The following is a 20589-nucleotide window of genomic DNA, read 5'->3' on the forward strand; positions in this document are numbered from 1 at the left end:
GCCGCTATCCGCGCGCCATGACGGCGCGTTGCGACCGATCGATCCGGGGAACGGGGGAGCGAGGAGCGGGGGATGCCGGGGAGCAGGGTCAGCGGTCGATGCCCGCCAGCAGCCCGGTCAGCGCGTCGCGCACCCCGGTGAGCTGCTCGACGCTCATGCCGAGGCTCTCGACGACGCGGCCCGGAACCTTCTCGGCCTCACGGCGCAGCGCGACCCCCGCGTCCGTCAGCGACACCGCGAGCGCGCGCTCATCCGCGGGGTCGCGGCGGCGCTCGACGAGTCCGGCCTGCTCGAGCCGCTTCACGAGCGGGCTCAGCGTCGCCGACTCGAGCCGCAGCGTGGACGCGAGGTCGCGCAGCGTGCGCGGGCTGCGCTCCCACAGCGCGAGCATGACGAGGTACTGCGGATGCGTGAGTCCGAGCGGCTCGAGCACCGGACCGTAGACGGCGACCACGCTGCGCGCCGCGGCGACGAGCGCGAAGCAGAGCTGGCGGTCGAGCGCGAGCGGGTCGTCGGGCGTGGACGTCGGGGTGTGGTTCGCCGTCGAGGTCCACGCCGGCGCGCCAGGCTCGGCATCACGACCAGCTGCGGATGCGGCGCTCTCCGTCGCGGCGGATGTCACGCCGGGTGCGGTGATCTCGTCCGGTGTCGCGGCATCCACGTCCGTCAGCATAGTGTGCGAATCATTAGTACACTAACGATCATGACCAAGGGGAAGCGCTGGTGGGATCGCCTGAACAGGGCGCTGTACCCGTACCTCGGCCCGGCGCAGCTCGGGCCGGGTCGAGGCGGAGAGCGCACCGACGCTCCGCCGCCCGCGATGTGCCCGCTCTGCGGCCAGGCGATGGCGTCGCACGAGATCGAGCGCTCGACCGACGGGCACACGCCGACGCGCCTGCACTGCCCGACGCCGAGCGCGTCGTCCGCCGCCTGATGCGAGCGGGGGCTCAGGCCGCGCGATCCTCGACGAGTCCGAGGGCCGAGAGCAGCGCATCCGCGTCGCCCGCCACCGCGACGGCGCCCGCCTGCTCGGCCGGGGCCCCGTAGCCCCAGGCGACGAGGATCGTCGGAACGCCGTGCGCAGCCGCACCCTCGATGTCGTGCGAGCGGTCGCCGACGAGCACGGGGCGGCTCGCGTCGAATCCGTCGGCGGTGAGGCGGCGCAGGGCCTCCTCCACCACATCCGCTTTCGCGCTGCGCGTCTCGTCTTCGCTCGCGCCGGCGATCTCGTCGAAGAGGTCGGTGATGCCGAAGCCATCGAGGATCGCGCGGGCCGGCCCCTCGGGCTTCGACGTCGCGAGCGACAGCGGCAGCCCCGCGGCCTTGATCGCGCGCAGCACGCGCTCGACGCCGGGGAAGATCGTCGCGTCGTTGACCCCGTGCGCCACGTAGTGCGGGCGGTAGATCGCGAGGGCGTCGCGGGCGCCGGCCTCATCCAGCCCCATGTACTCGCGGAAGGAGTCGAGGATCGGCGGCCCCACCCACTTCATCAGCTCGGCCGGGGTCGGCACCGGGCGGCCGAGCTGCTCGTAGGTCCAGGCGAGCGAGGCGGTGATTCCCGGCGCCGAGTCGGCGATCGTGCCGTCGAGGTCGAACAGCACGGCGGAGTACGGGGAGATGCTCATATCCCGTCCAGGCTAGGCCCGCCAGGTGAACGCTTCCCGCCCCCGACCGGGGCGCGGTGCTGTGCGCCGGCGGACGCGCGGATGCCGGCACGCGCGCCCCTTCCGCCGATGCCCGATTCGCCCCGCCGACGACGCGACTGCAAGGATGGGCGGCGCGTTCGCGGCGGCAGCCCGACGGCATCCACCTGGCACCATCCCCCACTCCGGCACCGACGACGGTCGTCGCCGCGGGTCATCGTCGGACACCCCGGACACCGCCCGGCTCGCGCCCCCGCGCGACTCCGCCCCGCGAGCGCCCCACCCCGACGACCCTGCACGGAAGGCGGATGACATGGCGTGGCGCGTGAAATCGGTGGAGGCCTCGGTCGCCGACTCGGACGACGGCGAGCGCAGCCTCAAGCGCAGCCTCGGCACCTGGGACCTGGCGCTCATGGGCGTCGCGGTCGCGGTCGGCGCCGGCATCTTCAGCGTCGGCGCGCAGGCCGCGGCCAGCTTCGCGGGGCCGAGCGTGATCATCAGCTTCGTGCTCGCCGCCATCACCTGCGGCCTGGCGATCATGTGCTACGCCGAGTTCGCCTCGACAGTGCCGGTCGCGGGCAGCGCCTACACCTTCACCTACGCGACGCTCGGCGAGCCGATCGCGTGGATCATCGCGTGGGATCTGATCCTCGAGATGTTCACCGCCGCGGCGGTGCTGGCGAAGTACTGGGGCGTCTATCTCGCGACGGCGCTCGAATCGATCGGGCTGCCCTTCGCCTCGACGTTCAAGCTCGGCGGCATCGAGGTGAGCTGGCCGGCGTTCGTCGTCGTCGCGGTCTTCACCGCGCTGCTGGCCCTCGGCACGAAGCTCACGACCCGCGTCGGCGCCGTGTTCACGGTCATCAAGGTCGCGATCGTGATCTTCGTCATCGTGGTCGGCTTCTTCTTCGTCAAGGCCGCCAACTACAGCCCCTTCATCCCTCCCGCGAAGCCCACGACGGGCGGCGGCGCGGATGTCTGGACGCAGTCGCTGTTCTCCTTCGTCAGCGGCTCGGCGCCGGCGCAGTACGGCGTCTTCGGGCTGCTGGCCGCGGCATCCCTCGTCTTCTTCGCCTTCATCGGCTTCGACGTCGTCGCGACGAGCGCCGAGGAGGTGAAGAAGCCGCAGCGCACCCTGCCGCGCGGCATCTTCCTCGGGCTCGGCATCGTGAGCGTGCTCTACATCCTCGTGTCGATCGTGCTGACCGGCATGGTGCCCTACACCGAGCTGGCGAAGTCGGATGCGCCGTCGCTCGCGACCGCGTTCCAGCTCGTCGGCCAGCCGTGGGCGTCGGCCGTGATCTCCTTCGGCGCGCTTGCGGGGCTGACGACCGTGATCATGGTGCTGCTGCTCGGGCTCTCGCGCATCGTCTTCGCCTTGAGCCGCGACGGGCTGCTGCCGCGGGCGCTCTCGAAGACCTCGTCGCGCAAGACGCCGGTGCGCACGATCGTGATCGGCGGAGCGCTCGTCGCTCTCACGGCCGCGTTCTTCGACGTGGGGCTGCTCGAAGAGATGATCAACATCGGCACGCTCTCCGCGTTCGTGCTGGTGAGCGTCGCCGTCGTCGTGCTGCGGCGCACCCGGCCGGATCTCCAGCGCGGCTTCCGGGTTCCGCTGTCGCCGGTGCTGCCCATCCTCTCGGCCGCCCTGTGCCTGTGGCTCATGTTCAACCTGACGACGCTGACCTGGGTGCGGTTCCTGATCTGGCTCGTCGTCGGACTCGTGGTCTACCTGCTCTACGGGCGCCGCACGTCGCGCGTCGGCGCCGAGCTGCGCGCGGCCGGCCTGCGCGGGGAGGCGTCGCCGAAGCTCGACTGAGGTCGGCGGGGCGCGGGATGCCGGGTTCCGGTCGGCGGGACGCTGGCGCTACCAGCCCATCGAGCCGGGGATCCCCTTGAACGGGCCGACGACAGCCGAGGTGATCCAGCCGCCGTAGAAGCCGCCGGGCTGGGGGATGACGCGCTCGCCGTCGACCGTGCAGGCATCCATCTGCTCGGGGTAGATCGCGAGGCGGTCGGCGAGGGTCTCGTATCCGGGGAGCGGCGTCGGGTAGTTCCAGGCGGCGCGCTCGGCCGTGACGCCGCCCGCGGTGAGGCTGAAGTAGCGCGCGGACCCCTTGAACTCGCACATCGACGCCCCCGCCGCGGACTGCACGACGCCGTCGGCGACATCCGCGAACCGCACGTAGTAGACGGGCGGATGGCTCGTCTCGAGCACCCGGACCACGTCGCGCGTATCGACGATCCGCTCGCCGCCGAGGTCGATCGTCACGCGCCGGTCGACGTGCTCGACGCGGGGCGGGCGCGGGTAGTCCCACACCGATTCCTGGCCGGGGCCGGGCTTCTCGGGAACGGGGCGGCGCATGGCGTCAGGCTACGCGCGGCGACCGACGGCGGCTCTGGCGGTCAGGTCGGATGCAGGGTTCTGTCATGCCGGACGAGGCCTCTGGACGACGGGTCAGAACAGGCGGGCGAGGTGGTCGTCGAGTCCGCGCATGGCGTCGTAGTCGAGCACGAGGCAGCGGATACCGCGATCCTCGGCGAGCACGCGCGCCTGCGGCTTGATCTCCTGCGCGGCGAAGACGCCGGCGACCGGCGCGAGCAGCGGGTCGCGGTTCATGAGCTCGAGGTAGCGGGTGAGCTGCTCGACGCCGTCGATGTCTCCGCGACGCTTGATCTCGACCGCGACCGACTTGCCCGCGGCATCCCGCGCGAGGATGTCGACGGGCCCGATCGCCGTCATGTACTCGCGGCGCACGAGCGTGTGGCCCTCCCCGAGCAGTTCGATCTGGTCGGCGAGCAGGCGCTGCAGGTCGGCCTCGACGCCGTCCTTCTGCAGGCCCGGGTCGATGCCGAGCTCGTGCTGCGAGTCGTGCAGGATCTCGTGGATCGAGATCACGAGCAGGTCGGCGGTCTTCGCGTGGGTGACCCGCCAGATCTCGCTGACGCCGGCGGCGGCGCGCTCCTCATCCACCTCGTCGATCGTGAGGGCGCACGGCGGGCTCATCCAGTTGAGCGGCTTGTAGCTCAGCGAATCGGAGTGCACGAGCACGCTGCCGTCGCTCTTCAGCAGCAGCAGGCGGGTCGCGAGCGGGAGGTGGGCGCTGAGTCGGCCGGCGTAGTCGACCGAGCAGCGGGCAACGACGAGACGCACCCGACGAGTCTAGGTCGGCGGATGCGGCACGGCGCACGACGGGAGCGCCGGAGCGCGGGGCTCAGCTGTACCGGCCGACGGCCACGCGCTTCTGCTCGACACCCGTGAACCGCGTCCCGCCGAAGCCCGCGAGTGCGCGCGCGACCGGGTCGATGAAGCCGAAGCGGTCGTCGCCGAGCGCGCCGGCCTTCGCGATCGGGAGCTTGTGCGTGTAGGGCGCCTGCTCGTCGTTCGTGACGAGGAACTTCATGTCTGGCCGATCGGTGAAGCCCGGGGTGGTTCCGGCGAGGCGGATGCGGATGATCGAGCGTCCGCGGTAGCGGCTCGGCACCGGGGGAGCGCCCGGCCCGTCGAAGCCCGACGACGTGATCGAGATGCCGACGTAGGCGATCTCGTGCCAGCCGATCCGCACCGTCCTGCCCTGCAGGGTCGCCTGGATGCCGTCGGCGCCGACGGCGAGCCCGGCGCCGCGGATGTTCCGCACGCTCGCGAGGCACAGGGCGCCGAAGAGTCCGACGAGCACGCCGACGATGGCGAGCGCGATCCAGCTCGGGTCGTTCTTCACGACGTCGAGGAGGACCTGCACAGCGCACAGCGCGACGACGACGAGGCAGCCGATGCCGACGCCCTTGACGATGCCCGCGCTGCCGCCGAACGACACGCTGATCGGCTGCGGGGGCCCAGCGGGCTGCGGCGGGACGAGGTGCTGCGGGCCCGAGGTTTGCGGGTAGAGCGGCTGCGGAGCCGAGGGCTGGGGGTAGGGCGGCTGCGGCGGGTACGGCTGCTGCTGCGGGTCGGGCCGACGCCCGAACTCCGGGTCGACGGGCTGGCCGGGCTGCTGCGGAGGCAGGGACACGGTGTTCGGCTCTCTCGAGGTGGATGCCCGGAACATCGCCGGGCGCCCCATCACAGCACGAGCCGCCGCCGGCCGGGAGCGCCGCGCCGGGCTGGCGCGCGCATCCGCTGTGCTTCCGTCACCTTCGCCGGGCGAGGTGCGGTGAGGCCGTGGAGATCCGCAGTGCGGTGCGAGCCATACCCATGGGCGACGCAACTCAGGAGATCCGCCGCCCGGCGAGGCAGGCGCTCCGCCCGAGCGCGGATCTCCTGAGTTTCGCGTCGGTCAGGACGCCGCGCCGCCCGTGCCGGCGCCGGGCGCCGCATCCTTGCCGCTGCGCGCCCGCACACCCGATTCGCGAGCGGCGGGGGAGGCGATCGCGGCGATCACGATGAGCCCGACGACGAGCAGCAGGGCCCGCAGCAGTCCGATCGAGTCGCCGATGACGCCGATGACCGGCGGCCCGACGAGGAACGCGAAGTAGCCGACGGTCGCGACCGCACTCACGCGGGCCGCCGCCTTCTTCGGGTCGTCGGCGGCCGCCGACATCCCGAGCGGGAATCCGAGGGATGCGCCGATGCCCCACAGCACGATGCCGACGATGGTCGTGACGGGGTTGTCGATCAGGATGACGGTCACGAGCCCGACGATCGCCAGCACGGCCGAGCCGATCAGGGCGGGCACGCGGCCGATCCGGTTGACGACGATGGTGCCGCCGACGCGTCCGATCGTCATCGCGATCGTGAAGATCGTGAACATCGCGGCGCCGGCCGCGTGGTCGAGCCCGCGGTCGTCGACCATCGCGAGCGCGAGCCAGTCGTTGGCGCTGCCCTCGGCGAAAGCCATGCCGAGCAGGATGAGTCCGATCGCGAGTGTGCGCGGCTCGAGCCAGATCGCGAGGCGGTCGCGCATCGTCGTCGGCTGGGTCGGCTCGCCGGTCGGGTCTTCGTGGTGCTTCGGGATGAAGCGGGGCGGGATCAGCCCCGCGATCGCGACGATCACCGCGGCGACGCTGAGGTGCACCGACAGCACGACATCGAACTGGGCGACGAGTGCTGCCACGCCGCCGCCGGTGACGGTGCCGAGGCTCCAGGCGGCGTGCATGAGCGGCAGCAGGGTGCGCTTCTCGCGATGCTCGACGAGCGAGCCCTCGACGTTCATGCCGACGTCGCAGATCGACGAGCTGAAGCCGAAGATCAGCAGTCCGACGAACGCGATCGGGAAACTGTGCAGCGCCTCGGCGCCGAGCCCGATCACGACGAGCCCGACCGCCTGGATGACGAGGGCCGCGTGCAGCGAGCGGCGCCCGCCGAGCAGGGCGAGCACGTGGCTCGACGAGAGCAGTCCGATGATCGCGCCGGCGCTGAGGCCGGCGATGAGCACGCCGACGCGCGCCGGATCGATGCCGAGGTCGTCGCGCACGGCGGGGATGCGGGCGACCCAGGTGGCCATCGCGAAGCCGTTCGCGGCGAAGATCGCGAAGGTCGCGTTGCGCCAGGCGGGTACGCGGGGCTTGCCAGCGGTGCTGGTGGGTGCGGCGGTGGGGTCGGTCATGAGCTGCTCCGGCGGAGGTCGTTCTCGGTCGGTGGATCGGGTGGTCGTGCGGCGGGGGACTCGCCTGCCGTGACGCATCGGATGGTCAGCGCGGGCGGTGCCGCGGGCCGGTCCATCGATGTCGAATCGTTTCGATCGAATCGTTTCGAGTACAGTAACAGCCCATGAGCGATTCGGCGACGGGCGGACCCGGCGGACGTGACCCGCGTATCCGCCTCAGCGACGTCGCCGCCCGCGCCGGCGTCTCGAACTCGACCGCCTCGCTCGTGCTCAACGGCAGCGGACCGGCCAGCGCATCCACCCGCCAGCGCGTGCTCGATGCCGCCGCGAAGCTCGGCTACGCCGGACCGGATCCTCGGGCTCGCGGACTGCGCCAGGGCCGCTCGGGCATCGTCGCCGTCGTGACCGAGGATGCGCTCGGCGACGCCTTCCGCGACCCGATCAACCTCGCGCAGCTCGACGGGCTCGCCGACGGTCTCGGCGACGGCGGACCCTCGTTGCTGATCATCCCGGGCGCCGCTGACGACCCAGCGCGCGTCAGCTCCTCGCCCTTCGACGCGGCCGTGCTCGTCGGCTGCGGCGTCGGCATCCTCGACACGCTCGAGCTGCTGCGCCGCCGCCGCGTCCCCGTCATCGGACTCGAGGCGCCGCACGCCGACGGCGTCGCCGCGATCGACCTCGACAACGTGGAGGGTGCCCGCGCCCTCGCCGAGCACCTGCGTGAGCTCGGGCATCATCGCGTCGGCATCGTCACCCTGCCGCTCGGGTCGCGCCGCACGAGCGGCCCGCTCACGCCCGGACTCGAGGCGGCCGCGACCGCGCCGTCGACCCGCGAAAGGCTCGACGGGGTGCGGCAGGTGTTCCCGGATGCGCCGGGCTGGATCGCGAGCGCCAGCTCGATCGCCGCGGGGTACGAGGCGGCGGCGGCGCTGCTCGACGGGCGCGCCGACGACGGCAGCGTCGGATTCGCCGGCGTCGAGTCGTCTGGTGTCAGGGTCGTCGGTGCCGAGTCGTCTGGCGCCGGGGCTGGCGCTGGCAGCGGCTCCGCCGTATCCGCGCGCCCGACCGCGATCCTCGCGCAGAGCGACCTGATCGCGATCGGCGTCATCCGGGCCGCCGAGGAGCGCGGGCTGCGCGTGCCCGACGACCTCAGCGTGACCGGTTTCGACGGCATCCGCGTCGACGGACTCACGGATCACGACCTGACCACGATGGTGCAGCCCGCCCGGGCCAAGGGCGAGGCGGCCGGTCGCGCGGTGCTGGCGGCGCTGGCCGACCCCGACGCGCCGGCGCCCGATCCGGTGCTGTTTCGCACGACCCTGCACCGCGGCGCCACGACGGCCCGCGCCCGCGTCTGACCCGCGACGCAACTCAGGAGATCCGCGCTCGGACGGCGCGCGCCTCGTCTCGAGTCGGATCCCCTGAGTTGCGTCGTTCGGCGGCGAGGGAGGCAGCGCGCCGCCCGGCAGGACGCCGTGCGTCGGTGTCCTCGTGTCGTTGCGTTGTCGCGTCAGTGCGCCGCGGAGCCGCCGACCGGCGTGCCGTCAGGCGTGCCCGAGCCGCACCCATCCGCCGCCGCGGATGCGCCAGCCGAGCGTCGCGAGCCGGGCGAGCATGTAGCCGACCTGCAGGGTGAGCTGCACCCCGATGACCGCGCCCGCCGCGGAGAGCGGCAGCACCGTGACCAGCACGAGCAGCGGGATCGCGACGATCAGGTTGAGCAGGCCGGCGAGCGCGAGGTAGCGGCCGTCGCCGGCGCCGATGAGGATGCCGTCGAGCGCGAACACGGCGCCCGCGAACGGCAGGCCCACGGCCATCGCGAGCAGGCCGCCGGGGATCGCCGCGAGCACCTCCGCGTCGCTCGTGAAGACGCGGCCGAGCACCGGGCTGACGGTGGCGATGAGGATGCCGAAGGCCAGCCCGCCGACGACCGACAGCTCGATCAGGCGGCGAAGGATCGCTCGGGCCCGCACCTCGTCCGAGGCCCCGAGCGCGTGCCCGATCATCGCCTGGCCGGCGATCGCGAGCGCATCCAGGGCGAGCGCGATGATGCTGAACAGCGTCGCCAGCACCTGCGTCGCGGCGAGGGCGGTCGTGCCGTGCGCCGTCGCGGCGACGACCGTGCCGACGATCGCGATGCGCAGCGAGAGCGTGCGCAGGAACAGCCATCCGCCCGCGCTCGCCGAGGCGAGAACGCCGCCGCGTCCGGGCAGCAGCGGCACGGCGACCCGGCGGGCGTGCTTGGCCGCGATCACGACGCACGCGATCGCGATGCCGAGCTGCGCGAGCACCGTGCCGACGGCCGAGCCGACGAGACCCCAGTCGACGCCGTAGATCAGCAGCGCGTTGAGCAGCGCGTTCGCGCCGAAGCCCGCGACGGCGATGACGAGCGGCGTGCGCGTGTCCTGCAGTCCGCGGAACAGGCCGGTCGCCGCGACCACCACGAGCATCGGCGGCAGGCCCCAGACGGCGACGCGCAGATAGGTGGATGCCGCGGTCGCCACGGCCGGATCGGCCCCGAACCAGCCGGTCACTGCATCCGCGCCCACGCTGCCGAGCACGACCAGCGCGACGCCGACGCCGAGCGCGAGCCAGAGCCCGTCGATGCCGGCGCGGAGGGCGCCCGGCTCGTCGCCGGCGCCGAGGCGGCGTGCGACGGCGGGTGTGGTGGCGTAGGCGAGGAAGACGAGCAGGCCGACGGCGGTCTGCAGCACGGTTCCGGCGAGGCCGAGCGCGGCCAGCGGCGTCGCTCCGAGGTGGCCGACGAGCGCCGTGTCGGTCGCGAGGAACAGCGGCTCGGCCACGAGCGCGCCGAGCGCCGGGATCGCGAGCCGCCCGATCTCGCGGTCGTGCGCGGTGCGCAGCGCGATCAGGCGTCGTCGCGGGGCCGGGCTGCTCACGGCATCCACGCTAGGCCCGCCCGGCGACACCGCCGCGCCGGGCGAGCAGGGCGTCGTGCGGGGAAACTCCCGGGCGGCGTGACGGTCGGCGCGGCTAGCGTGAGGGCATGACCGACGCCGCGCTGCCCTCGGGCATCGAGCTCGACGAGCTCGACCCCGCCACCCGCCCGCAAGACGACCTCTTCCGTCACGTGAACGGCCGGTGGCTCGACCGCACCGAGATCCCGAGCGACAAGGCGCGCTACGGCACCTTCTACCAGCTGGCCGAGCAGGCCGAGGAGGCGGTGCGCGACATCATCCAGGAGGCCGCGCAGGCCGAGCCGGGCACCGAGCACCGCAAGTTCGGCGACCTGTTCACCAGCTTCCTCGACACCGATCGCATCGAGGCGCTCGGTGTCGAGCCGATCCGTCCGCTGCTGGCCGAGGTCGCCGACATCGCCGACATCGCGGCGTTCCTGCCGGCCCTCGGCCGCTTCGAGCGCGGGGGCGTCAGCGGCGTGCTCGGCGCCTACGTCGACAACGACCCGGGCGACCCCTCGCGCTACGTCGTGAACCTCGTGCAGTCGGGGCTCGGGCTGCCGGATGAGAGCTACTACCGCGAGGCGAAGTTCGCCGACCTGCGCACGAAGTACCTGAGCTTCCTCGAGCGCATCCTCGGGCTCGCCGGGCTCGACCAGCCGGCCGAGCGGGCGCAGCGCATCCTCGCCCTCGAGACCGACCTCGCCGCCGCGCACTGGGACAAGGTCGCCAGCCGCGACGCCGAGAAGACCTACAACCTGCGCACCTGGGCCGAGCTCGAGCATGCCGCGGCCGGCGCCGACCTGGCCGGCTGGCTGCACGGACTCGACGCGCCCGACGCCGCCTTCGCCGAGGTCGTGCTGCACCAGCCGAGCTACCTCGAGGCGCTGCCCGCACTGCTCACGGCCGACCTCCTCGACGCCTGGAAGGACTGGCTGAGCTGGCAGATCGTGCGCGCCTTCGCGCCCTACCTGTCGAGCGAGCTCGTGCAGGCGAACTTCGACTTCTACGGCACCGCGCTCACCGGCGCCCCCGAGATCCGCGCCCGCTGGAAGCGCGGCGTCAGCTTCGTCGAGGGCTCGATGGGCGAGGCCGTGGGCAAGGTCTACGTCGAGCGGCACTTCCCGCCGACCGCGAAGCAGGGCATGGATGCGCTGGTCGCGAAGCTCGTCGAGGCCTACCGCGACAGCATCCAGAACCTCGAGTGGATGACCCCCGCGACCCGCGAGCGCGCCCTCGAGAAGCTGGAGAAGTTCACTCCGAAGATCGGCTTCCCCGACCGCTGGCGCGACTACTCGAGCCTCGAGGTCTCGGCCGACGACCTGATCGGCAATGTGCGCGCCGCGAACGAGTTCGAGTTCCAGCGCGAGCTCGGCAAGATCGGCAAGTCGCTCGACCGCGATGAGTGGTTCATGACGCCGCAGACCATCAACGCGTACTACAACCCCGGGTTCAACGAGATCGTGTTCCCCGCGGCGATCCTGCAGTACCCGTTCTTCGACGAGACGCGGGATGCGGCCGCCAATTACGGCGCGATCGGCGCGGTCATCGGCCACGAGATCGGGCACGGCTTCGACGACCAGGGTTCGCGTTTCGACGGCGACGGCCGCCTCACCGACTGGTGGACGGCCGAGGACCGCGCGGCCTTCGAGCAGCGCACCGGCTCGCTCATCGCGCAGTACGACGCGCTCGTTCCGCCGCAGCTCGCGGGCGACGCGGGCGGGAGCGAGGCGAGCGGGGGCGACGCCGGCGGCTCGGCCGACGCCGATGCTGCCGAGACGAACCACGTCAACGGCGCCCTCACGATCGGCGAGAACATCGGCGACCTCGGCGGCCTCGGCATCGCCTGGAAGGCCTACCTGCTGTCGCTCGACGGCGAGCAGCCCCCGGTCATCGACGGACTCACCGGAGCGCAGCGCTTCTTCCTCAGCTGGTCGCAGGCCTGGCGCACGAAGCTGCGCGACGCCGAGGCGCTGCGCCTGCTGTCGATCGATCCGCATTCGCCCGCGGAGTTCCGCTGCAATCAGATCGTCCGTAACATCGACGTGTTCTACTCGGCTTTCGACGTCACGTCGGATGACGACCTCTGGCTGGACCCGGAAGACAGAGTCACGATTTGGTAGACACGGTTGCCGCTCGCGGGCGGCGGGAGCGCTCTCGCGCCCGTCGTGCGCCGCGGCACCGTGCCCCCGTGGCCGCCGAGAACTTCATCGGCACCTTCACCGGTCTCGGCGACCTCGCGTACGAGGGCGCCCGCGTCTCGGCGTCGGTCGTCGACCTCGACAGCGGGCGTCCGCTGGTCGCGATCGACGACCGCATCGTGCTGCCCACCGCCGGCATCGGCAAGGTGCTGCTGCTCATCGAGGTGTCGGCCCGGCTGACGCAGCGCGACTTCTCGGGCTACGGCATCCTCGACAAGAGCCACAAGGATGCCGTCGGCGGCCGCGGCGTCTGGCAGCACCTGCAGGCGCCCTCGCTGCCGGTCGCCGATCTCGCGTCGCTCGTCGGCGCGACGAGCGACAACGTCGCGACGAACGCCCTGCTGCGCGAGGTCGGGCTGCCGGCCGTGCGGCGCCGGGCCGAGTCGCTCGGCCTCTCGCGCACCGCGATGCTCGACATCGTGCGGGCGACGCGCGGACCGGATGACGCCCCCCAGCTCTCCGTCGGCTCGACCGCCGAGCTCGCCGGACTCTTCGGCGCCCTCGCGCGCGGCGAGGTCGTCGACTCGCTGACCTCGTCGCGGGTGCTCGGCTGGCTCTCGCTCGGAAGCGACTTCTCGATGGTGTCGAGCGCCTTCGGCCTCGATCCGCTGGCGCACCGCGCGACCGATCACGGCATCCTGCTCGTCAACAAGACCGGGCTGGATGAGGGCGTGCGCGCCGAGGTCGGCGTGCTGCGCGGGCCGCGCACGGCGGTCTGCTACTCGGTGACGATCCAGTTCAACGACGCCAACGTGTGGTCGCGCCTGCGCGTGCTCGACACGATGCGCACGATCGGCTTCGACCTGCTCGAGTACGTGCACTGACGCGAGCCCGGTCGGCCCGGCCCGGAGCCGGGCGTTCCGGGCCCTACGCCCGGCGGAGGAACGCCCGCAGCTGGCGCAGGCTCAGGCCCGGCAGGTAGCAGCCGGCGATCGCGAGGCCGAGGGCGGGCAGGCCCGCCGCATCCTGGTAGCTCAGGTGCATGGTGCGCTCGGCGGCGCCGAACTTGCGCTTGAAGCGCAGCAGCGACCGGAAGCCGTACATCGGCTCGAGCGTGCGCGCGACGAGGCCCAGCACGGCGCCCAGCAGGGGCGCCCCCGCCTCGTCGGGCGAGGAGGCGAGGGGCGAGCCCGAGAGGCTGACCTCCGACACCCCCGACGAACGGAAGTGGGTCACGGCCTCGGCGATGAGGAACTCCATGACGCCGTTCGGGCTCTCGGGCGCGCGGCGCATGACGTCGAGCGTGCGTCCGGTGACCACGCCGTTCGAGCGCACCGGGAGCCAGCTGGTGACGCCGAGCACCGCATCCTGATCATCGACCGCGACGCCGAGCAGCACGTCGGGGTCGCGCATCTCGTCGACGCCGCCGAGCGTGAAGCCGAGCTCGGGCAGGTCCTTCTCGGCGACCCACTCCTCCGAGAGCGCGTCGATGCGCAGCGCGATCGGCAGCGGCAGCTCGGCCCACGTCGACCAGTGCACGCGCAGGCCGGTGCGGGCGGCGCGGTTGACGGAGGTGCGCACGTCGTTCATCTTCTTGCCGGCGGTCGTGAACACGGCCGGGTCGATCACGGCCTCCTCAGCGACGGGCATCGAGTGCCAGCCTCGTCGGGCGAGCGCGGCGCGCCAGTCGTCGTGGATGGAGTAGAACGCGGGCGTCCACGCCTGCGCGTCGCAGTGGGCGAGGAATCCGGCGATGACCGCATCCCGGTGCGCCTCGTCCTGCACGGCGCCGAGCGGATCGGAGAGCGTGACCGCGTGCCCCGCGACGACGCGGTAGGCGACGCCGGTGGCGCCGTCGGGCGCGACCCAGAGCCGGTTGCCGGCCCAGGTGGACATGAATCCGAGCGAGCCGGAGCCGGCGGCGAGCAGGGTGCGGATGCGGTCGGCATCCGTCGCCTCGACCGGCAGGCCGCGGCGCCCGGTGAGCAGGAGCAGCAGGGCGAGCACGACGACGACCCAGAACAGCGGCCCGACCCCCGAGTAGACGAGGTGACCGAGCGGCGAGTGCGGCAGCAGGCTGGGCCGATCGTGGCGCAGGAACAGGGCCGGCACGAAGCGGTCTGGCAGCTCCTGAAGAACCAGCAGGACGGTCGGATGCGGGCGGAACGCGCCCGGTACCGCCGCGGCGACGAGCGCGAAGAGACCGGCGCTGACGACGAATCCGCCGACGACGAGGCCCACGCTGCGCAGCACCCGGCGTCGATCGGTCGCGACCGGGAACACCCGCAGGTTCAGCAGCAGCCCGACGGCGAGCAGCGCGGGCACGACCGTGCTGATCGCGCGCCAGACGTCGAGCTCCCAGAGGTGGCTCGCGCCGGCATCCACTCCCCAGTCGGGATCGGTCGCCGGCAGCACGCCGAAGTAGACGAAGCCGGCGACCGCGGCGGCGGCGCAGGCGAGCGCGAGCACGACGGCGGCGATGCGGCGACCGGCGACGAGGCCGCGGGCGGCGATGAGCATGAGGGCGAGCGGCAGCAGCGACACGAGCATCGGGCCGGGGCCGACGACGCGCACGCTGGCCAGCTCGCTGAGCCCGTCGCCGAAGTCGTCGAGGTCGCGGGGATGCAGCGGGCCGAGGTCGGCGACGGCGATGCCGAGCGGCGACAGCACGCCGTAACGGGTCGCGACGAGCACGGTCAGCAGCGGACCGAGAGCGAGCACGACCGTCGCGAGCGCGAACAGCGTGCGCGTCTCGTGGCGCGAACGACGCCGGCGGGGACGGGGTCCCTGCGCGAGTCGGCCGCCGAGCAGGCCGAGCAGCACGGCCGCCAGCAGTCCGATCGCCGCGGGCTGACCCGAGTAGAGCAGCACAGCCGACGTCGCCGCGATCAGCAGCACGCGCACGCGACCCGACCAGCGGGCGCTCGCGACCGACGTCGCCCAGGCGGTCGCGCCGAGCAGGGGGATGAGCGGGTCGAGCGCGATGCCCCGCGCGGCCCACGACGACCACGAGCCGTGCATCCAGAGTCCGCTGAGGGCGACGCCGAGGCCGAGGGCGGTCGCCGGGATGCCGGTCGCGAGCAGGGCGACGAGAGCCCGGCGGGTGCCGAGGGCGCGCTCCGCCCAGCCGAGACCGAGGGCCGCGACGGCGAGCGCGACCGCGAACTGGTGGGCGTCGCCGATGACCGAGAGCGCGGCGGTCCACGCCCACCAGGGTGCGGGGCGGTCGCCGTCGAAGACCTGGTCGATCCCGGTGCTCAGGGCGTGATGGGGGCCGGGCAGCGCGGTCACGAGGGCGGCGACGAGCAGGAGGCCCGCGACGACGAGCGTCAGCGGACGTGAGCGCACGGCGTCGGCGAGGGCTCCGCGGCTGAGCCGGAGGAGCGGGTGCTGCGGACGTGCCGTGGACGCCGCGGCTGTGGCCGGGATGCGCGCGGCCGTGGTCGGCGCGGGGTCCGTCGCGCTCGAGCCGGTGTCGGCGGGGGCGGACGCGTGCTCGTCGCTCATGCCGCCCCCAGCCCGAGATGCTGCGCGATCGTCGGCAGCCCGTGGGCGAGCGACCAGCGCACGGTCGTCCAGTCGTGGGCGGTTCCGGGCGAGGTGATGCGGGTGACCGACATCCCGGCCGCCTTCGCCGCCGCGGCCATCTGGGTGACACCCGGGCCGTAGCGCGCATCCAGCTCGCCCGACGAGAAGACGGCCGTCGTGTTCGCGTAGGGGGCGCGCGCGGCGAGCACCGTCAGCGGCAGGGCGGCGCGGTACGCGGCGGCATCCCCGTGGAACCCGACCGCGATCGTGTTCGCGACGCTCGTGTTGAACGGCGCGACCTGGCCCGAGATGTCGAGCAGCGCGGTGAAGAGCTCCGGGTGCTGCGAGCCGAGCTGGATGGTGCACGTGCCGCCCTGCGAGAAGCCGCCGAGCGCCCAGGCTCCGTTGACGTCGTCGACGTCGAGGTGGGTGAGGATCCAGTGCGGCACATCGACGGTCAGGTACGTCGCCGAGTTCCCGAGCGCGGAGTCGAGGCACATCGGGTTGTTGTCGGGCCGCGACAGCTGGTCGGGCACGACGATGATCGGCGCGAGGCCGTCGTGGTGACTCGCGTAGCCGTCGGCGATGCGGCGCAGGTCGCCGGCCTGCACCATGTTGTCGGGTCCGCCGGGCTGGCCCGAGAGCAGGATCAGCACCGGCAGAGCGGTCTGGGGTGAGGCGATCGCGCGCGGCGGCAGGTAGACGTAGGCGTGCCGCGCGGCGAAGTGCGAGGTCGTGGCCGGGATGGTGACGGTGCCGATCACGCCGTCGCGCGGCTGGTCGGCGGGTGCGGCGAGATGCGTGAGATCGTCGGCGTCGCCGTCGCGCGGCGCGGTGCCGCCGGGAGCGTGCTGCTTCTGCGCGGCGAGCAGCGAGGCGGGCAGCGGAGCCTCGGCGGGCGCGCCGAGGATCGAGCCGATCGACGGATACTGACCGAAGTCGGCGTTGACGCCGAGGGCTCCGACCGTGACCGCGAGGACGACGCCGAAGGTCGCGATGACGCGGCCGCCCGCGGGCGTGAAGACCATCGTCGCGGCGAAGGCGGCGACGGCGGCGAAGGCGGCCGCGACCCAGGCGCGCGAGACGGGGCTGAGCGAGACCTCGAGCACCTGCAGCTGGTCGGAGAGCAGCCAGCAGAGCGCCGCACCGATGCCCGCGCCGAGCGCCGCGGCGGCGAGCACGATGGTGGCGCGCAGCGGTCGCGAGATGTGAGGTCCGCGGAGGCGGCGGCCGCGCAGTGTCAGCACGATCGCGAGGCCGAGGGCGAGCGCCGCGAGGGCGCCGATGATCCAGGGCAGCGGGCCGCCGATGATGACGATCGACTGCAGCCAGTCGGGCAGGTGGGATCGCAGCCAGGCGCGCATGAGCAGCTTCCGGTTCTCGAGGTGGTGGGTTCAGCGGGTGGTCCCCGCGTCGCCCTGGGGTGTGTCGTGAGTTGCCCACTTCCGCGGCATCCGTCGCGCGACAGGCCGCGGAAGTGGGCAACTCCGGAGAGGGGACGGGGGACGGGGACGGGCGGGTCGGAGCGCCGGGGACGTCAGGCCGCGGCATCGGCGCCGGCCGGCGCCGGGCGCGCCGGGGCGAAGACCCAGAGCCGGTAGAGCGCGAACCGCAGCAGCGTGCCGAGCCCGAGGCCGATGACGTTCGCCGAGACGTTGTCGGCGAGTGCCGAGGTGTAGTGCAGCAGGTCGTGGCTGACGACGAGGCAGAGCAGCGAGATGCCGCTGCCGAGCAGGCTCGCGACGACGAAGCGCGCGGCCTCGCCGGCGACGGCGGTGCCGGCGCTGGTTCCGGCACCGCCGCGGACGGCATCCGATCCAGCCCGGGCGATCCGGGCATCCCGCTCGGCCGCCCGCGCTCGGCGCTCGGCTCCGAAGGTCCAGAAGCGGTTGCCGATCCAGTTGACGGCGATCGCCAGGCTGACCGAGACCGCCTTCGCCCAGAGCGCGCCGCCGGCGACGTGCGCCGGGTCGAGCACGGTCGCCCGCAGCAGGTTGAAGACGCCGATGTCGATGACGAAGCCGACGCCGCCGACCGCGAGGAACGACAGCCCCTGCTTCACGAGCCGTCGGAACGGCGAGCCGTCGAACCAGGTCGCGAGCGAGCGCACGGCGCCGGCGGCGCGGGCCGCGTGCTCGGTCGGGTCGACGACCGGCAGCGACGCGGTCACCGGGGCGCCGCGGCGGGGGAGCGTGTCAGACATGGGCGGCGCGTCCCGACGATTCGGCCTGCTCGAGCTGGGCGACCGCGATGCGGGCGGCGGCCGAGTCGGCCGCGCCGCCGCCGACGACGGTGCGTCGTGCATCTACTCCGGCCCGGTACCGCGCCCACCGCGACGGCAGCGCCTGCACGCCCCACACGGTCACGCGCCACATGGCCTCGAGCACGATGCGGGTGCTCATCTTCGACGTGCCGAGGGTGCGGTCGGCGAAGGTGATCGGCACCTCGACGATGCGCAGTCCGGCCTTGACGGCGTTGAAGAGCAGCTCGATCTGGAAGCTGTAGCCGGCGCTCTGCGTGCCCTCAGGCCCGATCTCGCGCAGAGCCGCGGCGCGGTAGGCCCGGTAGCCGCCGGTGACGTCGCGCTGGCGGATGCCGAGGGCGAGCCGGGCGTACGCCGATCCGCCCTTCGAGATGAACCGGCGCGACAGCGGCCAGCCCTCGACGGCGCCGCCGGTGACCCAGCGCGAGCCGAGTGCGACATCGGCTCCGCGCTCGAGGGCGTCGAGCAGGCGGGGCAGCTGCTCCGGGCGGTGCGAGCCATCGGCATCCATCTCGACCAGCACGTCGAATCCGTTGCGCTGACCCCAGGAGAAGGCGGCCGTGTACGCGGCGCCGAGACCCTGCTTCGCGGTGCGGTGCAGCACGTGCACGCGCGAGTCGGCGAGCGCCAGCCGGTCGGCGATCATGCCGGTGCCGTCGGGCGAGTCGTCGTCGGCGATGAGGATGTGCGCCGCCGGCACGGCGGCGAGCGTGCGGCGCACGATGTCCGCGATGTTCTCGGCCTCGTCGTAGGTCGGGATGCAGATGAGGGTCGTCATGACGGGTCCTTCTCGAGGCGGATGAGCACGGTGCGATGAACGGGGATGGTCTGGGTCTCGACGTAGCCGAGACGGTGCAGCTGGGTGAGGTCGGGCGAGCCGCTGCCCGTCACCTCGACGGCCCAGACGACCCGGTGCCCGGCGAGGCGGTCGCCGAGACGATCGACGGGCCAGACCGAATCCCAGATGCCGGCCTTCTGGTCGAAGGGGGTGCGCAGGGCGACGTCGTCGAGCTTCTGCGTGAGCTGCGGGTAGAGGTGCAGGATCACGCGGGGGCGCTGCGAGGGCTTGACGGTCTGGTCGAAGATCACCGCGTCGCCGGCGGCGGCGTGCGTCGCGAGCGCCTCGGCGGTCTGGCGGAAGTCGGCGCCGCCCTTGCCGTACGCGGAACGCTGGGCGAGGTAAGCCGGCGCGGCGCCGCTGAGCAGGGCCGCGCCGATCGCGGCGGCGGCCACGGCGGCGACGGCGCGGCGGGGCGCCCGGCGGGCGGCGAGCTCGGAGAGCATCCGCACCCCGGCGACCGCGCCGAACGCCATCACAAGCGCGAGCGCCGGCATCGACATCGCCAGGTAGCGCTGGTTGTAGATCGGCTGCGCGACGGCGGAGACGCCGAGCACGATCAGGGTCGGGCCCGCCATCCAGACGGCGATCGCCGCCAGGCGGGAGCGCTGCTCGCGGCGGGCGCGGGCGGCGCCGATGACGGCCACCGCCACGAGGCCCCAGCCGATGACGGCCATCGGGATCGTGATGAACCACTGCGAGACGAGCACGTTGTCGGGCGTCGCGTAGCCGCGGGCGGCCAGGAACCCGACCTGGTGGCGCTGCGTGAAGGTGACGATCGCGATCGGGGTGATCGTGGCGAGCACGATGGCTCCGGCGGTGAACCAGCGGCGCCAGGTCGGGCGCGGCACGCGCAGCGCGAGCAGCAGGGCGGCGTGGCCGACGGCGACCATCGCGAGGAAGACGAAGAGGTGGATGGCGAGCACCCAGCCGACGATGTACAGCGCCCAGAGCGCCCGGGTGCGGCCGAGTCCGGAGTGGGCTGCGCGCATCCGGCTGTCGCGTCGTGCGGCGATCGCGACGAGCAGCACCGTCAGCCAGACCGCGGCGGCGGTGCCGAAGGCGTAGGAACGCCCCTCGATCGCCAGCCGGCTGAACTCGGGGACGATCGCGAGCATCGCGCCGGCGGTGACGCCGACGGCCGTGCCGAAGAGGCGTCGACCGAGCACGACGACGCCGGCGACCGCGGCGGCCGAGGCGACGACGCTGGGGAAGCGCACCGCGAACTCGCTGTCGCCGACGAGGCCGATCCAGAAGTGCAGCAGCAGGTAGTAGAGCCCGTGCACGGCGTCGATCACGCTGAGCTCGCTCATCAGGCTCGGGATGCTGCGCTCGGCCGACATCACGCTGGCCGCCTCGTCACCCCAGAACGACGGGGTGCCCGAGTGCCAGAGGCCGACGACGAGGGCGCCGGCCGCGACGGCGATCGGCGCGGTGACGCGGGAGGCGCCGAGGCGCGAGGCGAGGCCGCGGAGACGGGGGAGGCGGGCGGCGAGACGAAGGGATGAGCGATTCGCGTCGATCTCGCCGCCCGCGGGGACGGCGACCGGCGCCGTGCCCGGGAGCACGCGGACGGCGCGGCTCGGATCGGCGGGGGTCGCCGATCCGGTCTGGTCGGCGCCCACGATCGGGGTGTTCACGGTGCTGGTCACGAGGGGGATGCTGTGACCGTCGTCTGGGTCTCGGCTCCGGTGGGCGGCCCTCGCTCCTGAGAG

Annotated in this window: 17 protein-coding genes; 5 read left to right on the forward strand and 12 right to left on the reverse strand. The window is 73.1% G+C overall.

From position 1 onward, the window contains the following. Positions 1 to 88: 88 nt before the first annotated feature. Positions 89 to 673: a MarR family winged helix-turn-helix transcriptional regulator gene (locus FJ657_RS04705; protein ID WP_141162468.1), complete on the reverse strand. Its 585-nt coding sequence runs from the start codon at positions 671 to 673 to the stop codon at positions 89 to 91. A gap of 30 nt (positions 674 to 703) precedes the next feature. Here FJ657_RS04705 and FJ657_RS04710 point away from each other — a divergent pair, with 30 nt between their 5' ends. Continuing rightward, positions 704 to 934: a hypothetical protein gene (locus tag FJ657_RS04710; protein ID WP_141162469.1), complete on the forward strand. Its 231-nt coding sequence runs from the start codon at positions 704 to 706 to the stop codon at positions 932 to 934. 13 nt (positions 935 to 947) lie between these two features. Here the strand turns inward: FJ657_RS04710 and FJ657_RS04715 are convergent, their stop codons facing one another. Further along, positions 948 to 1625, reverse strand: coding sequence for an HAD hydrolase-like protein (locus FJ657_RS04715; protein ID WP_141162470.1), 678 nt, complete (start codon positions 1623 to 1625; stop codon positions 948 to 950). Positions 1626 to 1956: 331 nt separating this feature from the next. Between FJ657_RS04715 and FJ657_RS04720 the strand changes: the two genes are divergently transcribed. Further along, a complete protein-coding gene (locus FJ657_RS04720) occupies positions 1957 to 3462 on the forward strand; it encodes an APC family permease (RefSeq protein WP_141162471.1) in 1506 nt (501 codons plus the stop codon). Positions 3463 to 3510: 48 nt separating this feature from the next. On the opposite strand, the gene FJ657_RS04725 is transcribed toward FJ657_RS04720, so the two are convergent. The 4 genes from FJ657_RS04725 to FJ657_RS04740 all read right to left on the reverse strand — a co-directional run bounded on the left by FJ657_RS04725 (position 3511) and on the right by FJ657_RS04740 (position 7186). Continuing rightward, a complete protein-coding gene (locus tag FJ657_RS04725) occupies positions 3511 to 4008 on the reverse strand; it encodes a DUF427 domain-containing protein (protein WP_141162472.1) in 498 nt (165 codons plus the stop codon). Between the two features lie 93 nt (positions 4009 to 4101). Continuing rightward, positions 4102 to 4797 carry an endonuclease NucS gene (gene nucS / locus FJ657_RS04730; protein ID WP_141162473.1) on the reverse strand — a complete coding sequence of 232 codons (696 nt, stop codon included), beginning with the start codon at positions 4795 to 4797 and terminating at the stop codon, positions 4102 to 4104. Between the two features lie 61 nt (positions 4798 to 4858). Continuing rightward, on the reverse strand, positions 4859 to 5653 hold the full coding sequence (locus FJ657_RS04735) for a hypothetical protein (protein ID WP_141162474.1): 795 nt from the start codon (positions 5651 to 5653) through the stop codon (positions 4859 to 4861). Between the two features lie 264 nt (positions 5654 to 5917). Beyond that, positions 5918 to 7186, reverse strand: a complete 1269-nt coding sequence (locus FJ657_RS04740) for an MFS transporter (RefSeq protein ID WP_141162475.1) — start codon at positions 7184 to 7186, stop codon at positions 5918 to 5920. Between the two features lie 164 nt (positions 7187 to 7350). On the opposite strand from FJ657_RS04740, the gene FJ657_RS04745 reads away from it, so the two are divergent. Further along, positions 7351 to 8544 carry a LacI family DNA-binding transcriptional regulator gene (locus FJ657_RS04745; RefSeq protein WP_141162476.1) on the forward strand — a complete coding sequence of 398 codons (1194 nt, stop codon included), beginning with the start codon at positions 7351 to 7353 and terminating at the stop codon, positions 8542 to 8544. Between the two features lie 186 nt (positions 8545 to 8730). Here FJ657_RS04745 and FJ657_RS04750 read toward each other — a convergent pair whose 3' ends face one another. After that, complete coding sequence (locus FJ657_RS04750; protein ID WP_255447138.1) at positions 8731 to 10086, reverse strand: MATE family efflux transporter; 1356 nt, start codon at positions 10084 to 10086, stop codon at positions 8731 to 8733. A gap of 107 nt (positions 10087 to 10193) precedes the next feature. Here FJ657_RS04750 and FJ657_RS04755 point away from each other — a divergent pair, with 107 nt between their 5' ends. Together FJ657_RS04755 and FJ657_RS04760 are read left to right on the forward strand one after the other, a co-directional pair. After that, a complete protein-coding gene (locus FJ657_RS04755; RefSeq protein WP_141162477.1) occupies positions 10194 to 12227 on the forward strand; it encodes a M13 family metallopeptidase in 2034 nt (677 codons plus the stop codon). A 68-nt stretch (positions 12228 to 12295) separates the two neighbouring features. Next, positions 12296 to 13129 carry a serine hydrolase gene (locus FJ657_RS04760; protein ID WP_255447139.1) on the forward strand — a complete coding sequence of 278 codons (834 nt, stop codon included), beginning with the start codon at positions 12296 to 12298 and terminating at the stop codon, positions 13127 to 13129. Between the two features lie 43 nt (positions 13130 to 13172). On the opposite strand, the gene FJ657_RS04765 is transcribed toward FJ657_RS04760, so the two are convergent. The 5 genes from FJ657_RS04765 to FJ657_RS04785 form a co-directional block, all read right to left on the reverse strand. After that, entirely contained in the window at positions 13173 to 15752 is a 2580-nt protein-coding gene (locus tag FJ657_RS04765; RefSeq protein ID WP_141162479.1) for a bifunctional lysylphosphatidylglycerol flippase/synthetase MprF, read from the reverse strand. Next, positions 15749 to 17137 carry an alpha/beta hydrolase gene (locus FJ657_RS04770; protein ID WP_141162480.1) on the reverse strand — a complete coding sequence of 463 codons (1389 nt, stop codon included), beginning with the start codon at positions 17135 to 17137 and terminating at the stop codon, positions 15749 to 15751. Before FJ657_RS04770 ends, FJ657_RS04765 begins: the two co-directional genes overlap by 4 nt. A gap of 173 nt (positions 17138 to 17310) precedes the next feature. Further along, positions 17311 to 17976: a GtrA family protein gene (locus tag FJ657_RS04775; RefSeq protein ID WP_141162481.1), complete on the reverse strand. Its 666-nt coding sequence runs from the start codon at positions 17974 to 17976 to the stop codon at positions 17311 to 17313. After that, the gene (locus FJ657_RS04780) at positions 17969 to 18814 is read right to left on the reverse strand and encodes a polyprenol monophosphomannose synthase (protein ID WP_141162482.1); all 846 of its coding nucleotides are present in this window, start codon (positions 18812 to 18814) and stop codon (positions 17969 to 17971) included. Before FJ657_RS04780 ends, FJ657_RS04775 begins: the two co-directional genes overlap by 8 nt. Beyond that, positions 18811 to 20526: a glycosyltransferase family 39 protein gene (locus FJ657_RS04785; protein ID WP_141162483.1), complete on the reverse strand. Its 1716-nt coding sequence runs from the start codon at positions 20524 to 20526 to the stop codon at positions 18811 to 18813. Before FJ657_RS04785 ends, FJ657_RS04780 begins: the two co-directional genes overlap by 4 nt. Positions 20527 to 20589 lie beyond the last annotated feature (63 nt).

This window comes from Schumannella soli (genome assembly GCF_006517435.1).
Classification (GTDB): domain Bacteria; phylum Actinomycetota; class Actinomycetes; order Actinomycetales; family Microbacteriaceae; genus Schumannella; species Schumannella soli.